Raw genomic sequence first — 15,485 nt, 5'->3', positions numbered from 1 at the left:
TCTTTGTTTCTTTGTCAAAACAGCACAAAATGATTCAAGCTAAAAATATTAACAAATATTACGACCAACTTCAAGTTTTAAAAGGCGTTGATTTGCATATCAAGAAGGGAGAAATTGTTTCCATCGTTGGAGCTTCGGGTGCGGGTAAAACCACGCTTTTACAAATACTAGGAACATTAGACCTTCCTAAAAAACATGCTAACAGCTCGCTAATAATCAACGGTGAAGACATCTTAAAGATGAACGATAAGAATATTTCTAAGTTTCGCAATCTAAACTTGGGTTTTATCTTTCAGTTTCATCAATTACTACCTGAATTTACTGCCTTAGAAAATGTTTGTATACCGGCTTTTATCGCAAATAAAAACAAGAAAGAAACCGAAATTGAAGCAACAAGATTACTAGACTATTTAGGGTTATCACATCGCTTACACCATAAACCAAATGAATTATCAGGAGGAGAACAACAGCGTGTAGCAGTGGCTAGAGCATTAATCAACAAGCCTGCAGTAATCTTTGCCGATGAACCATCTGGAAATTTAGATACTGCATCTGCCGAAAATTTACATCAGCTGTTCTTTAAATTACGTGATGAATTTGGACAAACATTTGTAATTGTGACGCACAACGAAGACCTAGCAAACATGGCCGACAGAAAACTAGTTATGGTCGATGGATTAATTAGCAATTAGGAGCTATTTCCAGCTATTCGCTACAATCTTTTATGCCCTTAAAAAGCAGGCCATAAAAGGATTTCCACTGCTATCTGGGCTATGGATTCCTTGCACATAATTACAATTGCTTATACCCACAAATCAAATTAATAAAGAAATAGTGCTATGGACTCATCTGAATTGAAATCCTTCCTTGATGAAAAAGTGATTCAATACAACACGCCTAATTTTATTGAAAGTGATCCTGTACAAATTCCGCATCTCTTTACTCAAAAGGAAGATATCGAAATCGCCGGTTTTTTAAGTGCAACCATCGCATGGGGAAACCGAACGATGATTATTAAAAATAGCCATCGCATGATGGATTTAATGGGAAACGCTCCTTATGATTTTGTCATGTCCCACTCTGATGCTAATCTCGAGGAACTAGAGCAATTTGTGCACCGTACCTTTAATGGTGTCGACTTCACACACTTTATAAAGAGTTTAAAAAACATCTATACGCATCACGGTGGCTTAGAAGCAGTTTTCAGCAAGCATGCTCCTACTATAGGAATGCAAGAAAGCATCTCTGAATTCAAGAAAGTATTTTTTGAGATTGATCATGATCAGCGCACACAAAAACACGTTTCTGACCCTAGAAGAGGCTCTGCTGCAAAAAGGATTAATATGTATTTGCGCTGGATGGTGCGCCAGGACAATAATGGAGTCGATTTTGGAATCTGGAAAACCATCTCTCCTTCTTTGCTATCTTGTCCACTAGACGTACATTCTGGTAATGTGGCTCGCAAGCTAGAGTTGCTTTCGCGAAAGCAAAACGATGCCAAAGCACTACTTGAATTAGACACACAATTGCGATTATTAGATCCAAATGATCCTTCAAAATATGATTTTGCTCTTTTTGGTTTAGGCATATTCGAAGGCTTTTAGCGCTAAACATCCCGTAGGAAAGACAACTATCCTTATAAAAACGTATCTTTGCAAAAAATATACGTTTTATGAGCACTTTTGAGCAATTTAATCTTCCTAAATCAGTACAAAAAGCAATTGATGATTTAGGCTTTACATCACCCACTCCCATTCAAGAGAAAACATTCTCAGTGATTATGTCTGGTAGAGACATGATGGGAATTGCCCAAACTGGTACTGGTAAAACATTTGCCTACTTATTACCACTTTTAAAATTATACAAATTTACTCCAGGTCATACTCCTAAAATTGTAATTCTAGTTCCTACACGTGAACTAGTAGTGCAAGTTGTAGACGAAATCGAAAAATTGACAAAATACATGTCAGTTAGAACGATTGGAATTTTTGGTGGGGTAAACATCAACACTCAAAAAACCGCAGTATATACCGGTTGTGATATCCTTGTAGGTACTCCTGGTAGAATAATGGACTTAACGCTTGATAACGTAATCCGTTTTGAAGACATGCAAAAGTTAGTCATTGATGAGTTTGACGAAATGCTAAACTTGGGTTTCCGCGTGCAACTGACTTCTATTTTAGCAATGATGCCAAAAAAACGTCAGAACATTCTTTTCTCAGCTACAATGACTGAAGAAGTTGATGCTATCTTGAATGATTACTTTGACTACCCGCAAGAAGTTACACTTTCTGCTTCAGGAACACCACTTGAAAACATCAAGCAAATTACTTATAATGTTCCCAACTTTAATACAAAAATAAATTTACTAAAGCATTTATTAGCGACTAACGAAGACATGAGTCGTGTTTTAGTATTTGTAAACAATAAAAAAATCTCTGACATGGTTCATGAAAGAATCGAAGAAGATTTTGATGGTCAATTTGGAGTTATTCACTCTAACAAATCACAAAACTATCGTTTAACAACGATGGCAGAATTTCAAGAAGGAAATCTACGTGGTTTGATTACTACAGATATTATGGCTAGGGGATTAGACATCTCAAATATTACACATGTTGTTAACTTTGAAATGCCTGAAATGCCTGAGCTTTACATGCACCGTATAGGTAGAACGGGTCGTGCAGATAAAACGGGTACTGCATTAAGCTTTGTTACTCCTCGTGAGGAAGAGTTTAAAGTAGAGGTAGAAGTTTTAATGAATATGGAATTAAGTATCGATACTTTTCCTGAAGAAGTTGAAGTTTCATTAAAATTAATCGAACCTGAAAAAGACAGACAACCGATGAAGTTCATGATGAAAAAAGTGAAACTTGAAGGTGATGGAGCGTTCCAAGAGAAGAGTAAGAAAAACAAAAAGGTCAACTTAGGTGGACCTGGAGTTACAAAGAAAAAAACACACGGTTCTGTAAACAGAAATATGTTAAAAATTCAAGCTCAAAAGAAGAAAAAGAAGAAAAAATAGTTTCTCTAAAATATAAAAAGTCCCGAAATCACATTTTGATTTCGGGACTTTTTATTTATTACTGCTCCGTGAATACTAAACAAACTGGCGCACACAACTCAATTCGTTTTCCAGTGTCAGTTAAGGCTCCAGTAATCATATCTCGCTTAAAGACCACAACATTATTAGTATACTGATGCGCGACTAATAAATAATTTCCAGTGGGATCAATGGCAAAACTTCTAGGACCGTCTCCTAATGTACTTGTTTCTCCCTTAGACTTAAGTTTTCCATTTTTTAAGATTTCAAAGGTTGAAATTGTGTTTGCTTCTCCCCTATTTGTAACATATAAAAATCTTCCATCAGGAGAACTAGCAATGGCTGCGGCTGTAAATGCACCCTTAAAACCTTTGCTAATAATAGATGTTGTTTGCTTAATTTTTAAATGTCCGTTACTATAATCGTAAACATTAACAGTCCCTTTTAACTCATTCACTAGGTATAAAGTTGTCGCATCAGTACTAAAAGTAAAATGACGAGGTCCACTTCCTGCAGCAACTACAGCACTATCAACCACCTTCAATGGGCTGTCGTAACTAGTGGCGTCATACGCATAACTATACAGTTTATCATTTCCTAAATTTGCAGCAAGAACAAACTTTTTATCAGGAGAGAAGGAAACCATGTGTATGTGCGAAGCCTCTTGGCGTTTAGCATTCACTCCCTTTTCAGTATGTTTGATTGACTGTTTTAAATCCCCTAGACTACCATCGCTATTCTTTGAAAATACCGAAATACTTCCACCAGAATAATTAGCGGTAATCACATGTTCAGCGTCATTAATTAAGTAGCAAGGATCAGCAGCTTGCGTAGCGCGATTGTTTAAGAGTGTAATCGTACCATCTGCAGCTTGATAACTAAAAGCACTTGCTTGACTATCATTTCCTGCTTCATTTACACTGTAAATATATTTATTATCAGCACTAATCGACAAGTAACTTGGATTATCTACTGGCGTACTGCTATTTTTAAAGTTAAAATCTCCAGTACTTGAATCGAAATTATACACGTAAATTCCGTTGCTATCACAAGTATTAGTATAGGTTCCTACTAATAAATTATATGTTTTTTCTTGTGCTTGAAGTGCAATACTCAGCAGCAAGAGTAATAAACTAAAACAAAGCTTTCTCATTTTTATACCTTTTTTTTATGAAGCTAATTTACGGAAAATTTCAACTCCTGAAATGGATTCGTTTACAACATCAAAAAAACTTCTTTTGAACCAACAAACTGTTAACAAATTTGTATTTTTGAAAGGTCAGTTTTAAGACTACTAAAAAAAAATAACTCAAAGCGTTAAAGAATCACTTGCATGCAACTAAAACATCCTGAAATTTTATACTTTCTCTTTTTGCTGCTAGTACCTATTATTGTACACCTTTTTAGATTGCGACGATTTAAAACTCAAGTTTTTACAAATGTTCGCTTACTTAAAACAATTAAAGCGCAAACGCAAAAGAACTCTCAAATAAAAAAATGGTTGTTGCTATCTTGTCGCTTGCTGCTCCTTACAGCTGCTATTTTTGCATTTGCACAACCCTACTTTCCAGCAAAAGATACTGATAATTCAAAGAATCAATTGTTTATTGTACTAGACAACTCTTACAGTATGCAAGCTAAAGGTAAAAAAGGAGAATTACTCAAGCGTGCAGTACAGGAACTTCTTGAGGACATGCCCGAGACAGAACAATTCTCGCTACTTACAAATACAGAAAGTTTTTGGAATACCGATATCAAATCTATTAAGAGTGAGTTACAAAACTTAAAATACAGCGCAATACCGTTTTCACTAGAAAGCCAAATCAATAAAATTAACAGTCAAAAAACAGCTTACAACAAGGATATTGTTGTTATAAGTGATGCACCACAACTGGAGCCCAATTCGAGTTTAATTGATTCAAAGAATATGCTTTATTTTTTTATTCCGCAAAATGAACAAAAGAGCAATACTGCTATCGATAGTGTATTCATAAGTGAATCAACTGGTAATTTTCATGAGCTCAATGTAAAAGTCTCTCAGCATGGAACCACACAAAGTAACATCCCTATTGCTGTTTATGACGGCAATAAACTTTTGGTTAAGAGTCAGCTAAACTTTAAGAAAGGATCAGAAACGGTCACTTTTAACATCCCTAAAGAAGCCTTCAATGGGTATGTTTCTATAGAAGATGGCGCTATGGCTTATGATAACAAACTATTTTTCTCTTTGAGTGAACTCAAGAAAAGCAAGGTCATGAGTATTACTGACACCAATAAAAACAGCTTTTTAAGTCGTATTTATACGCCTTCAGAATTTGATTTCCAAACTGTAGCATTAAATGGGCTAAGCTACAACCAAATTGAAAAGCAGGACGCTATTCTATTAGATGAGTTAACTACAATTCCACAGGCACTGCAAACTAATTTAAAAACCTTTGTTCAAAATGGAGGTAACCTTATAGTGATTCCTAATCGTGATTTTGATGAAAAAGCATATAATTCCTTACTAACAAGTTTTGCTACCATGCAATTAAAAACAGCTGAACTTACGGAAAGAAAAATTACCAAAATTAATTTTGACCATCCTTTGTACAGTAATGTATTCGAAAATAAAGTAACCAACTTTCAATATCCTACCACTAAAAGCTCTTTAAAAATAGTTGGCTCAGGATCACAGATTTTAGGATATAGCGATCAATCGTCATTTTTAAGTAGCACAAAATTTGGAGTAGGAACTGTATATTTATTTGCTGCAGCTATTAACAGTGTTAATTCTAATTTACAGCAATCTCCTTTAATTGTACCCACTTTTTATAAAATGGGCATTACAAAGCAGTTAGGAAATATCAAAGCATTAACTATCGGTAATAACGAGACGCTACTAGTTGCAGCAAAAATCAATAAAGAAGCGGTTTTAAAAGTCGAAAATAAAACAGAACAATTTATTCCCATGCAACAAGTAATTACCAATAATGTGCAGCTGTATTTTTCAGATTTACCACTTCAGGCAGGGAATTTTGTCATTAAGAATAAGGATAGCATAGTAGAGACTATCAGCTTTAATTATTCTCGAACAGAAAGTGATTTGGCTCCAGCCAAAATAAAAAAGATAGAAAATGCAGAAATAATCCCTTCAATTGAAAGTTATTATGAAAACGTGCAAAGCAGCAGAACAGACAATCAAATATGGAAATGGTTTGTTATCTTTGCACTGTTTTTTTTATTGAGTGAAATGGCCATCATCAAATTCATAAAATAAAAAATCTCTATCACTTAGCACCTAAACAACACAACTATGAATGTAATCATTAGAGCGGCAAAGATTATTGATCCACAGAGTACACACCACAACCAAATAGTAGATATTTTAATTGTTGATGGGATAATCAATAAAATTGGTACTGAGATCGCAGCCCCTGATAATTTTGAAGAAATAAAAAAAGACAATCTGCACGTTTCAAAAGGTTGGTTTGACAGCAGTGTCTCTCTAGGTGAGCCAGGATTTGAGGATCGAGAAACGATCTCACACGGACTCACAGTTGCAGCTAAGAGCGGTTTTACAGCCATTGCTTTACAGCCAAATTCTTATCCAGTAATAGACAATCAATCACAAGTTTTATTTGTTAAAAATAAGGCCTTACAAAGCGCCACTGCGCTATACCCTATAGGTGCATTGACTAAAGGAAGTGACGGAAAGGATATGGCCGAATTGTATGATATGAAAAATGCAGGAGCAGTAGCTTTTGGCGATTATAATAAGAGCCAAGCCAATGCCAATATGTTGAAAATCGCATTGCAGTACGTTCAAGATTTTGATGGCTTAGCAATTGCTTTTTCTCAAGATGAGATGATAAAAGGGCATGGAGTTGTAAATGAAGGTGTCGTTTCTACACAACTAGGTTTAAAGGGAATTCCCAATTTAGCCGAAGAACTTCAAATTGCTCGTAATTTATTTTTACTAGAATACACTGGTGGAAAATTACATATACCTACAATTTCTACAGCAAAATCAGCTGCTTTAATTAAGGAAGCTAAAGCAAAAGGCATGGCGGTTAGCTGTAGTGTAAGTGTGCATCACTTAGTACTTACAGATGCTAAATTAGAGAATTTTGATACCCGTTATAAAGTTAGTCCTCCTTTGCGAACAGAAGCAGATAGAACTGCATTATTAGCAGCTGTACTAGATGGAACCATTGATATGATCACATCAGACCATAACCCAATGGATATTGAACATAAAAAAATGGAATTTGACACAGCAAAAGATGGTACTATAGGTTTAGAAAGTGCTTTTGGGGCCTTGCTAACCGTGCTTCCGTTAGAAATTGTTATCGAGAAATTAACCGCAGGAACGAAGACCTTTAAAATTGATTCCCCAGCAATTACAGAAGCTAATAACGCCAATATTAGCCTATTCAATCCAGAAGGAAGTAAATCTTTTTCTAAAGTAGCTATTTTATCTAAATCAAAAAATTCTGCGTTTTTAGGCACTACAGTTCAAGGAACAGTATATGGTGTCATTAATCAAAATAAAATAATTTTATCATAAGTATATGAATACAATTGAAAGCGGAAAAACTGCTGCAATAACAAGTTACATTCTAGGAATTGGTGTTTTTATTGCCATGTCAATGAATGCAGATGATAAAAATGCCTTTGCCTCTTTTCACATACGTCAAGCTTTAGGATTGTTTCTTACATTTATATCGTTAGGATTAATTGTAAATAATTTTGATAGCTTAATGATTTCAATACCCATGTGGATTTTTGTATTTGTGTTGTGGTCTTATGGCATGCTTACAGCCGTTAAAGGAGAAACAAAACCAGTTCCTTTATTAGGTGAATTATATCAAAAATGGTTTAAAAGTATCTCTTAAAATTATAAAATGAAATTATCACTAGAATATCTCATCAGAGAACCAAAAGTTAAATTAGACAAAAATCCAGTAATATTATTACTTCACGGATACGGTAGCAATGAAGCCGATCTATTTTCATTTGAAACAGAATTACCTGACAACTATTACATCATTTCAGCGAGAGCACCTTATGACTTGCAATACAATAGTTACGCATGGTATGCTATTAATTTTGATGCTGATCAAAATAAATTTTCAGACAACGAGCAAGCAAAAACATCTCGTGATGCCATATTGAACTTTGTTGATGAATTAATTGAGAATTACCCTATCGACAAAAATAACATTGTTCTTGCCGGCTTTAGCCAAGGAGCAATATTAAGTTACGCCATTGCACTATCACATCCTGATAGAATTAGTAAAGTCATCGCATTGAGCGGCTATGCAAACGATGAGATTTTTACTGACAATTATCAAACTAATGATTTTTCGAAAATAAAAATTTTCCACTCACACGGAACTGTTGATCAAGTAATTCCTATTGATTGGGCACGTAAAACATCTCCATTTTTATCAAAGCTGAATATTGACGCGACATACAAAGAGTACCCTGTAGGTCATGGCGTATCGCCCCAAAATTTTTACGATTTTAAAAATTGGTTGCTAACATAAAAAAAAGAGGTTCTCAATGAGAACCTCTTTTTTTTATTTAGAATATAATAAGGACTGATTGACCTCAAAAGAGATTGTTTGGTCTTCGTTGATAAAGTATTTCAACAATACCTCTCCCCAAGTAACGCCATCACTGTAATCAGCAATTATCCATCGGTGATTAAGTAAGCGCACTTTATTAATGATAAATTTATTCTCCCCTATTTTATCTTGTCCTGTATACGGATTTCCGTTAGGATTTGAGTTATAATCTAATAATCGTTCTGTTACAAATGGAATCAGCTTTTGGTGCGGTATCACTGTTGAACCATCTGCGGATTCAAAATAGTTTTGAGCGTTTTCATTTTTTTCTAGCGAAAAATACTTGGCATCAACTAGCTTAGTATTCATTGATTTCAAACTATCTTTTAGCTTTGTCGTCACCTTAGTGTACCTATTTTGCTCGAAATTAACCTCTTGACTGTAAAAAGCATAGGTAAAAATGTTCATTAAAATTAAAAGTATGAAGGCATACAGCAAAAATGATCTTTTCATGGTATTTTATTCTATTGTGATTTCTAAATTATCGTAGGCCAAAAATACGTTTTTTGGCAGTCTTTTTTGGATTTCTTCATGAAAACCTAACAGATGACTTACATGAGTTAAATAGGCTTTTTTAGGTTTGACTAATGCAATAAATTGCAAAGCCTCGTCTAAATTAAAATGAGAATGGTGTGGCTCTTCCCGCAAAGCATTTACGACCAACACATCTAAACCTCTTAATTTGTCTATTTCTTCTTGAACAATTGTTTTAACATCTGTTAAATAGGCAAATTTATCAAACCGATATCCATAAACTTGCAAATCTCCATGCATGACACTTATGGGTTGTACGGCAATATTTCCTAATTGTATGGGCGTCTCATCAATCACTTGATTAATCAGTACAGATGGGGCACCTGGATACCTGTTTTCAGTCTCAAAAATGTAGTTGAAGCGGTATTTAAGGTTTTCGATTACCCTTTCATGAGCATAGATAGGCATCGCTCCCATTCTAAAATTGAATGGCCGTATGTCGTCTAAACCTGCTGTATGGTCTGCATGTTCATGAGTAAATAGAATGGCATCCACCTTTTGACAATTTGAAGTCAGCATTTGTTGCCTAAAATCAGGTCCGCAATCGATAACGTAAGAATGGTCATCCCAACTTATCCATATAGAAACCCGTAGTCTTTTATCCTTTAAATCAGTACTTTGGCATACTGGATGGGTGCTCCCAATTACAGGAATTCCTTGTGATGTGCCCGTACCTAGAAAATATACTTTCAATGCGCTATTATTTTTTTACAAAAATAGGATTAATTCTCTTTCATTAGAAACCTATTTAGTTAACTTTGTATCATATTAGCCATATTTAAAACAAAATGGATACTCGAATAAAATTAAAAGGTGACAAAGTCATCGCACAAATTCCTTCAATAAAAGACAAAGCCCTACGTATAAATTTGAACGAAAATATATATGGAACTTTTGCTGAGATAGGTGCTGGACAAGAAACTGTGAGACATTTTTTTAGATCAGGTGGATCTTCTGGAACCATTGCAAAAGCGATGTCTGCTTACGACAAAGACTTTAGTGATGCCATTTATGGTATTGAAGAAGACGGTCGTTACGTAACAGAAAGCCGTTTGAAAAAGATGATCAACATGGAAGGTGAGTTGGTTGAGAAGCGTTTAAGTAGAGAAAAACACCCTAATAAAATGTTTTTTAGTTACGCTAACACAGTCGCTACCATTGACTTTGCTAAACAATTCAAGGGTCACGGTTGGGTAGGAATACGTTACCAGATTGAGCCTGACGAAGATTATAACGAGATTATCTTACACATTCGTTTTAAAGAAACTGATGCAAGATTGCAACAAGAAACACTAGGTATATTAGGAGTAAACCTTATTTACGGGGCTTTTTACAAATACAATGACCCAAAACGTTTGTTGCGTTATTTATACGACCACTTAGATAAAGATCAATTAGAAATTGATACTATAAACTTCTCTGGACCTCGTTTTGCCGATGTAGACAATCGTTTAATGAGTTTGCAACTAGTCAAAAACGGAATGACAGATGCTGTAATGTTTGATCCTAACGGTAAAAACATCTTACCTGCAGCTATATTATATAAGAAAAACATCTTAGCTCTTCGTGGTAGTTTCCGTCCGGTAACTAAGGTAAATATGGACATGTATGAGAAATCATTGCAAATGTTCATTGAAGAAAATAAGGTTGAAAAAGAAAATACGCTGGTAGTTTTTGAAATTACCTTATCTAACTTAAGGTCAGATGGTGAAATTGACGAGCGAGATTTTATGGATCGTGCTGAACTATTGTGCTCGTTAGGACAAACAGTAATGATCTCTAATTTCCAAGAATATTACAAAGTAGTAGAATATTTTGCTAATTATACTAAAGCTCGAATGGGATTAGCAATGGGTGTAAACAACCTCGTAGACATCTTTGACGAGAAATATTACCGCCATTTAAGTGGAGGAATTCTAGAAGCCTTTGGTAAGTTATTTTACCGAGACATGAAAGTTTTCTTATATCCAATGCTTGATGAGAATGGAGAAATCATCAACTCTGACAATCTAAAAGTACATCCAAGAATGAAAGAACTGTACAAGTTCTTCAAATTCAATGGAAAAGTAATTGATATTGATGATTACGATCCCGAAACATTAGAAGTATTCTCTCGTGAAGTTTTAAAAATGATCAGTGACGGCAAACCAGGATGGGAAGCTATGTTACCATCTGGAATTGCAGAAATTATTAAGGAGCATTACCTCTTTGGTTACGACCCGAACAAAGCAATAAAAGAAATCAACTAAAATTGAGTGATTCGAAATAAAATAAAAACGCCAAGAAAATTATCTTTCTTGGCGTTTTCTTTTTGTTAGCTTATTTTAAAATTTGTGCTGCATGCTCTTTTGTTTTTACTTTTTCGATTACTTCGTCAATGACTCCGTTTTCATCGATTACAAAAGTGGTTCTATGAATACCATCGTACTCTTTTCCCATAAATTTTTTAGGACCCCAAACACCAAAAGCTTCAATTACTGATTTGTCTTCATCTGCTATAAGTGGGAAGGGGAAATTATATTTCTCTTTGAATTTAGCTTGTCTCGCAGCGGGATCAGCACTTATTCCTAGCAAGGCATAATTATTTGCTTCAAATCGCTCAAAGTTATCTCTTAAATCACATGCTTCTGCCGTGCATCCTGGAGTACTTGCTTTAGGATAGAAAAAAACGACTAATTTTTTTCCAGCATAATCGCTTAATTTATGTGCAACTCCGTCTTGATCCATTCCTGAAAATGCAGGTGCTTTATCTCCTTTTTTTAATGTTATCATAGTATTATGGTTTATATTTTAATAAAAATTAGTACTGGCTAAATTACAATTTTACTGCCCCAGATGGTAGTGAAAAGCGCCGAATTTAAGAAAACTATTTTTTTCTTGATTGTAAAGAGCGACTGCAAGAAGCTCCTTTACCATCGTAGAAAAAAAGTTTTATAAATGAGGACTTGTAGCGTACAGCTGGATTAGGCACATCATAAAAAATATAGTAATTTTACAAGATATAAATTTACAAAAATGAATAAGCAAGAACGGGTAACATTCGTTATAAATACGTTAAAAGACTTATACCCTACCATACCTGTGCCTCTTGATCACAAGGATCCCTATACTTTATTGATTGCAGTTCTATTATCGGCACAATGTACAGATGTGCGTGTTAACCAAATTACACCATTACTTTTTGCAAAGGCTGATAACCCGTATGACATGATAAAAATGTCTGTGGAGGAAATAAAAGAGATTATTAGACCCTGTGGATTATCGCCTATGAAATCAAAGGGAATTCATGGTTTGTCTCACATTTTGATAGACAAACATAACGGCATTGTTCCCCAGAGTTTTGAGTACCTCGAAGAATTACCTGCCGTAGGACACAAAACAGCATCAGTGGTGATGTCACAGGCTTTTGGAGTACCAGCTTTTCCTGTAGATACGCACATTCACCGTTTAATGTACCGATGGAATTTGACTAATGGTAAAAACGTAGTCCAAACCGAAAAAGATGCTAAACGTATTTTTCCTGAGGAGATATGGAACGACCTACACCTACAAATTATTTGGTATGGAAGACAATATTCCCCGGCTCGAGGGTGGGATTTAGATAAAGACATTATTACTAAAACGATAGGTCGCAAAAGTGTTATAAACGAGTATTTTAAAAAATAATTTAGCTACTTTATTGGCTTTAATTATAAGAACCGTAGTTTTAGTAGGCAATTTTTACCTGCAGCAACGGCAGTATTTTCATTTATAAAACGAATGGTGTACAAATTAGGATTTGTAGCTAGTTGTTTCCAGTTTGCCCCAGCATCACTAGAATAATAGATTCCTGAAGCGCCTACTGTTACTAGTCCGTTACCATTTGAATTAGGAACATACTGCACACAAGAAGCATACCCAAAACCATTATTTTCGGCGATGAGTTCCCAGCTTTCCCCTCCGTTTAAGGTGCGTGCTTTATTGCCATAATTTTGTTTTAGTTTCTCATAATTTCCTCCAGTAATAAAACCGTGGTTTGCATCATAAAAATCTGCAGTAAAAATCCCGGTCATTGCCTCCCCTTGCACAATAGGAGTTTTATATTTTACCCATGTTTTCCCTTTATCGCTAGAGAAAATAACATTTGCCTCTTTCCCTCCAGTTACAATCCAAGTATTGTTTCCTTTTATAACAATATTTGTATTGCTTGCCGCAAAAGCAGCTTCACCAGCAACAATCGCTGGTAAATTTTTACAGTCCAGCTTTTGCCAAGAATTTCCTCCATCTCTAGTTATTACCACCGAAAGACAGTCATCTATAGGATCTCCCATTGCAATTCCTTCTTTGTCATTCCAGAACTGCATGCTATCATAAAAAACTTTCTCATGACTTTCTTGATAAACTATTTTACTACTCAAATTTTGTTTATCTATTTTAAAAAGCAGTGCTGGACTTGCCACATTGAGTATAAAAATACTCGAGCCATTTTGAGCTAAACTCCTAAATTCTAAATTCTCTCTATCAACGCTATGGGAATTATTTACACCTTTTTTTAAATCATAATAACCATATTTTGATTTACTACCAGCGTACCATATTTTATTTCCGTTGACTGCAATAGCTCTAATGCTAATATCGTTAGTAAATAGAGTGTCGATCGCAAGTTTGCTAAATAAGGGTGCTTTTATTAAAGCAATAGTAGCCACTTGTGATTTGCAACTTGCTAAGATTAGCAGAAAGGTTATAGAGAGTAGAAATTTCTTCATAGCGGTATTAATTTAGAGCTAATCTACAACTATTTATGTAAGCAGTAAAATGGCTGTTTTATTTATTGGCACAGTAATTGGATATTCTAAGATAACAATCTCTAATTCTATTGTTATGAAAAATAAAATACTCTTTTTAAGCCTTGTTACAACAGTTTTAGGACTGAGTGCTCAAGCACAATATAACACACAGGTAAAGCCTACAAATTACGAAGTAAGTGATAATCTTGACTTACGTGCAGTAGCTTCGATTTTTGGAGAATCTCAAAATATTCAAGATTTTGAAAGAAAACTAAACGATCCTGAGATTGCTATTTCGAACTTAGATTTAAATGATGATAACGAGGTAGATTATCTTAGAGTTATTGAAACAGTAGAACGCAACACACACGTTATTGTAATACAAGCTGTTCTTGACCGCGATGTATATCAAGATGTAGCAACGATTGATCTAGAAAAAGACAGGAACAATACGGTGCAAGTACAATTCATAGGAAACGAATTTATGTATGGTCAAAATTACATTTACGAACCTACCTATTATAGTACTCCTTTGATATACGCTTCATTCTGGAGTTCAAACTACCATCCTTATGTATCAACTTACAGATGGAACTATTATCCCAATTATTACAGAGCTTGGAATCCTTTTCCAGTATATCGCTACAGAAATAACATTAGCGTCAATATTAATATCAATAATAGATACAATTACGTAAATGCAAGAAGGAGCAGCCATGCGGCAGTTATATACAATTCTAGACGTTCTAATGGATACGAAAGATTGCATCCTAACTACGCTTTTTCGAAAAGAAATACCACTGTTATTAACCGTTATGAATTAGATCAGAATAGAAGATCTAACAGAGTAAGCTCAAGATCTAGCAGAACTTATGCAGATAATAGAACTAGTAATAGAACTGCCCGAACGAGCACTTATGGAGACAATCGCGATACTAGTAGGAATAACAATTACAGAAGCGGAAATTACAGAACACGTTCAACACCTATAAGAGAAAGCAGCAACTCAAAGCAAAGAGCTACTGCGTCAAGAACGGCTACTCCAACTAGTGAGCAACGCAGTAACAGAGTCGAAAGTAAAAGAACATCAAGTGCTACACAAAGAACAGTAAATGCTACTCAAAATCCTAACTACAGTAGAGAGCGTAGTGAAGCTCAAAGAGCAACTCCACAAGCAAGCAACAGCAGGAGCGCTAGAACAGCATCAACTCCACAAAGAAGTAACCCTGCACAAAGCAGAAGCAGAGAAACTCCTAGAGCAACTCGTCAAGACACAACGACTAGAAACAATAGCGCTAGAGTAAATACAGCAAGGACAGGGAGATCAAGCGCAAATGTATCAAGATCAGCATCACAACGATCAGAGAACAGTAATAATAGCAGTTCAAGAAGATCAAGTTCAAGCTTAGAGAACAGACGGTCATAATAACATTTTTAATTAGAAAACACGGCTAGTACAAGCCGTGTTTTTTTTTGTTAATAAACCATTCTAATATATTTAAAAAGAGTAAATTTGACGCGTTATATTAA

15 protein-coding genes are annotated in these 15,485 nt (G+C 35.0%); 10 read left to right on the top strand and 5 right to left on the bottom strand.

All coding sequences use genetic code 11. From position 1 onward, the window contains the following. Positions 1-29 precede the first annotated feature (29 nt). From HNQ00_RS07325 to HNQ00_RS07315, 3 genes are all read left to right on the top strand, one after another. Positions 30-692: an ABC transporter ATP-binding protein gene (locus HNQ00_RS07325; protein ID WP_173837677.1), complete on the top strand. Its 663-nt coding sequence runs from the start codon at positions 30-32 to the stop codon at positions 690-692. Positions 693-839: 147 nt separating this feature from the next. Further along, positions 840-1,604 carry a TIGR02757 family protein gene (locus HNQ00_RS07320; RefSeq protein WP_173837676.1) on the top strand — a complete coding sequence of 255 codons (765 nt, stop codon included), beginning with the start codon at positions 840-842 and terminating at the stop codon, positions 1,602-1,604. Between the two features lie 68 nt (positions 1,605-1,672). Next, positions 1,673-3,025 (top strand): DEAD/DEAH box helicase, encoded by a 1,353-nt coding sequence (locus tag HNQ00_RS07315; protein ID WP_173837675.1) that lies wholly within the window; start codon positions 1,673-1,675, stop codon positions 3,023-3,025. A 58-nt stretch (positions 3,026-3,083) separates the two neighbouring features. On the opposite strand, the gene HNQ00_RS07310 is transcribed toward HNQ00_RS07315, so the two are convergent. Then, positions 3,084-4,196 carry a lactonase family protein gene (locus HNQ00_RS07310; protein WP_173837674.1) on the bottom strand — a complete coding sequence of 371 codons (1,113 nt, stop codon included), beginning with the start codon at positions 4,194-4,196 and terminating at the stop codon, positions 3,084-3,086. Positions 4,197-4,376: 180 nt separating this feature from the next. Here HNQ00_RS07310 and HNQ00_RS07305 point away from each other — a divergent pair, with 180 nt between their 5' ends. Genes HNQ00_RS07305 through HNQ00_RS07290 form a run of 4 tightly spaced genes read left to right on the top strand, consistent with a single transcriptional unit; the run spans position 4,377 to position 8,574 of the window. Further along, positions 4,377-6,302, top strand: coding sequence for a vWA domain-containing protein (locus HNQ00_RS07305; protein ID WP_173837673.1), 1,926 nt, complete (start codon positions 4,377-4,379; stop codon positions 6,300-6,302). Between the two features lie 36 nt (positions 6,303-6,338). Next, entirely contained in the window at positions 6,339-7,592 is a 1,254-nt protein-coding gene (locus HNQ00_RS07300) for a dihydroorotase (protein ID WP_173837672.1), read from the top strand. A gap of 37 nt (positions 7,593-7,629) precedes the next feature. Next, positions 7,630-7,920: a hypothetical protein gene (locus HNQ00_RS07295; protein WP_371739013.1), complete on the top strand. Its 291-nt coding sequence runs from the start codon at positions 7,630-7,632 to the stop codon at positions 7,918-7,920. A 9-nt stretch (positions 7,921-7,929) separates the two neighbouring features. Beyond that, positions 7,930-8,574, top strand: coding sequence for an alpha/beta hydrolase (locus HNQ00_RS07290; RefSeq protein WP_173837670.1), 645 nt, complete (start codon positions 7,930-7,932; stop codon positions 8,572-8,574). A 33-nt stretch (positions 8,575-8,607) separates the two neighbouring features. Here HNQ00_RS07290 and HNQ00_RS07285 read toward each other — a convergent pair whose 3' ends face one another. Both HNQ00_RS07285 and HNQ00_RS07280 read right to left on the bottom strand, forming a co-directional pair. Next, the gene (locus tag HNQ00_RS07285; RefSeq protein ID WP_173837669.1) at positions 8,608-9,108 is read right to left on the bottom strand and encodes a hypothetical protein; all 501 of its coding nucleotides are present in this window, start codon (positions 9,106-9,108) and stop codon (positions 8,608-8,610) included. A gap of 6 nt (positions 9,109-9,114) precedes the next feature. Beyond that, a complete protein-coding gene (locus HNQ00_RS07280; protein WP_173837668.1) occupies positions 9,115-9,882 on the bottom strand; it encodes an MBL fold metallo-hydrolase in 768 nt (255 codons plus the stop codon). Positions 9,883-9,977: 95 nt separating this feature from the next. On the opposite strand from HNQ00_RS07280, the gene HNQ00_RS07275 reads away from it, so the two are divergent. Further along, positions 9,978-11,438: a TonB-dependent receptor gene (locus HNQ00_RS07275; RefSeq protein ID WP_173837667.1), complete on the top strand. Its 1,461-nt coding sequence runs from the start codon at positions 9,978-9,980 to the stop codon at positions 11,436-11,438. A 70-nt stretch (positions 11,439-11,508) separates the two neighbouring features. Here the strand turns inward: HNQ00_RS07275 and bcp are convergent, their stop codons facing one another. Next, positions 11,509-11,961 carry a thioredoxin-dependent thiol peroxidase gene (gene bcp / locus HNQ00_RS07270; protein WP_173837666.1) on the bottom strand — a complete coding sequence of 151 codons (453 nt, stop codon included), beginning with the start codon at positions 11,959-11,961 and terminating at the stop codon, positions 11,509-11,511. A gap of 243 nt (positions 11,962-12,204) precedes the next feature. Here bcp and HNQ00_RS07265 point away from each other — a divergent pair, with 243 nt between their 5' ends. Beyond that, on the top strand, positions 12,205-12,855 hold the full coding sequence (locus tag HNQ00_RS07265) for an endonuclease III domain-containing protein (RefSeq protein ID WP_173837665.1): 651 nt from the start codon (positions 12,205-12,207) through the stop codon (positions 12,853-12,855). A 23-nt stretch (positions 12,856-12,878) separates the two neighbouring features. On the opposite strand, the gene HNQ00_RS07260 is transcribed toward HNQ00_RS07265, so the two are convergent. Further along, positions 12,879-13,934: a sialidase family protein gene (locus HNQ00_RS07260; protein WP_173837664.1), complete on the bottom strand. Its 1,056-nt coding sequence runs from the start codon at positions 13,932-13,934 to the stop codon at positions 12,879-12,881. 115 nt (positions 13,935-14,049) lie between these two features. On the opposite strand from HNQ00_RS07260, the gene HNQ00_RS07255 reads away from it, so the two are divergent. Then, positions 14,050-15,381 carry a hypothetical protein gene (locus tag HNQ00_RS07255; RefSeq protein ID WP_173837663.1) on the top strand — a complete coding sequence of 444 codons (1,332 nt, stop codon included), beginning with the start codon at positions 14,050-14,052 and terminating at the stop codon, positions 15,379-15,381. Positions 15,382-15,485: the final 104 nt, after the last annotated feature.

Source organism: Flavobacterium aeripolare (genome assembly GCF_013294025.1).
Taxonomy (GTDB): Bacteria; Bacteroidota; Bacteroidia; order Flavobacteriales; family Flavobacteriaceae; genus Flavobacterium.
Note: the sequence above shows the minus strand (reverse complement) of the source record. Positions and strands in the feature narration are given on the sequence as shown.

What these genes read in the sequence shown, in the direction of transcription:
- HNQ00_RS07325 (WP_173837677.1), top strand. Translation starts at nt 30, where the DNA reads ATGATTCAAGCTAAAAATATTAACAAATATTACGACCAACTTCAAGTT.
- HNQ00_RS07320 (WP_173837676.1), top strand. Translation starts at nt 840, where the DNA reads ATGGACTCATCTGAATTGAAATCCTTCCTTGATGAAAAAGTGATTCAA.
- HNQ00_RS07315 (WP_173837675.1), top strand. Translation starts at nt 1,673, where the DNA reads ATGAGCACTTTTGAGCAATTTAATCTTCCTAAATCAGTACAAAAAGCA.
- HNQ00_RS07310 (WP_173837674.1), bottom strand. Translation starts at nt 4,196, where the DNA reads ATGAGAAAGCTTTGTTTTAGTTTATTACTCTTGCTGCTGAGTATTGCA.
- HNQ00_RS07305 (WP_173837673.1), top strand. Translation starts at nt 4,377, where the DNA reads ATGCAACTAAAACATCCTGAAATTTTATACTTTCTCTTTTTGCTGCTA.
- HNQ00_RS07300 (WP_173837672.1), top strand. Translation starts at nt 6,339, where the DNA reads ATGAATGTAATCATTAGAGCGGCAAAGATTATTGATCCACAGAGTACA.
- HNQ00_RS07290 (WP_173837670.1), top strand. Translation starts at nt 7,930, where the DNA reads ATGAAATTATCACTAGAATATCTCATCAGAGAACCAAAAGTTAAATTA.
- HNQ00_RS07285 (WP_173837669.1), bottom strand. Translation starts at nt 9,108, where the DNA reads ATGAAAAGATCATTTTTGCTGTATGCCTTCATACTTTTAATTTTAATG.
- HNQ00_RS07275 (WP_173837667.1), top strand. Translation starts at nt 9,978, where the DNA reads ATGGATACTCGAATAAAATTAAAAGGTGACAAAGTCATCGCACAAATT.
- bcp (WP_173837666.1), bottom strand. Translation starts at nt 11,961, where the DNA reads ATGATAACATTAAAAAAAGGAGATAAAGCACCTGCATTTTCAGGAATG.
- HNQ00_RS07265 (WP_173837665.1), top strand. Translation starts at nt 12,205, where the DNA reads ATGAATAAGCAAGAACGGGTAACATTCGTTATAAATACGTTAAAAGAC.
- HNQ00_RS07260 (WP_173837664.1), bottom strand. Translation starts at nt 13,934, where the DNA reads ATGAAGAAATTTCTACTCTCTATAACCTTTCTGCTAATCTTAGCAAGT.
- HNQ00_RS07255 (WP_173837663.1), top strand. Translation starts at nt 14,050, where the DNA reads ATGAAAAATAAAATACTCTTTTTAAGCCTTGTTACAACAGTTTTAGGA.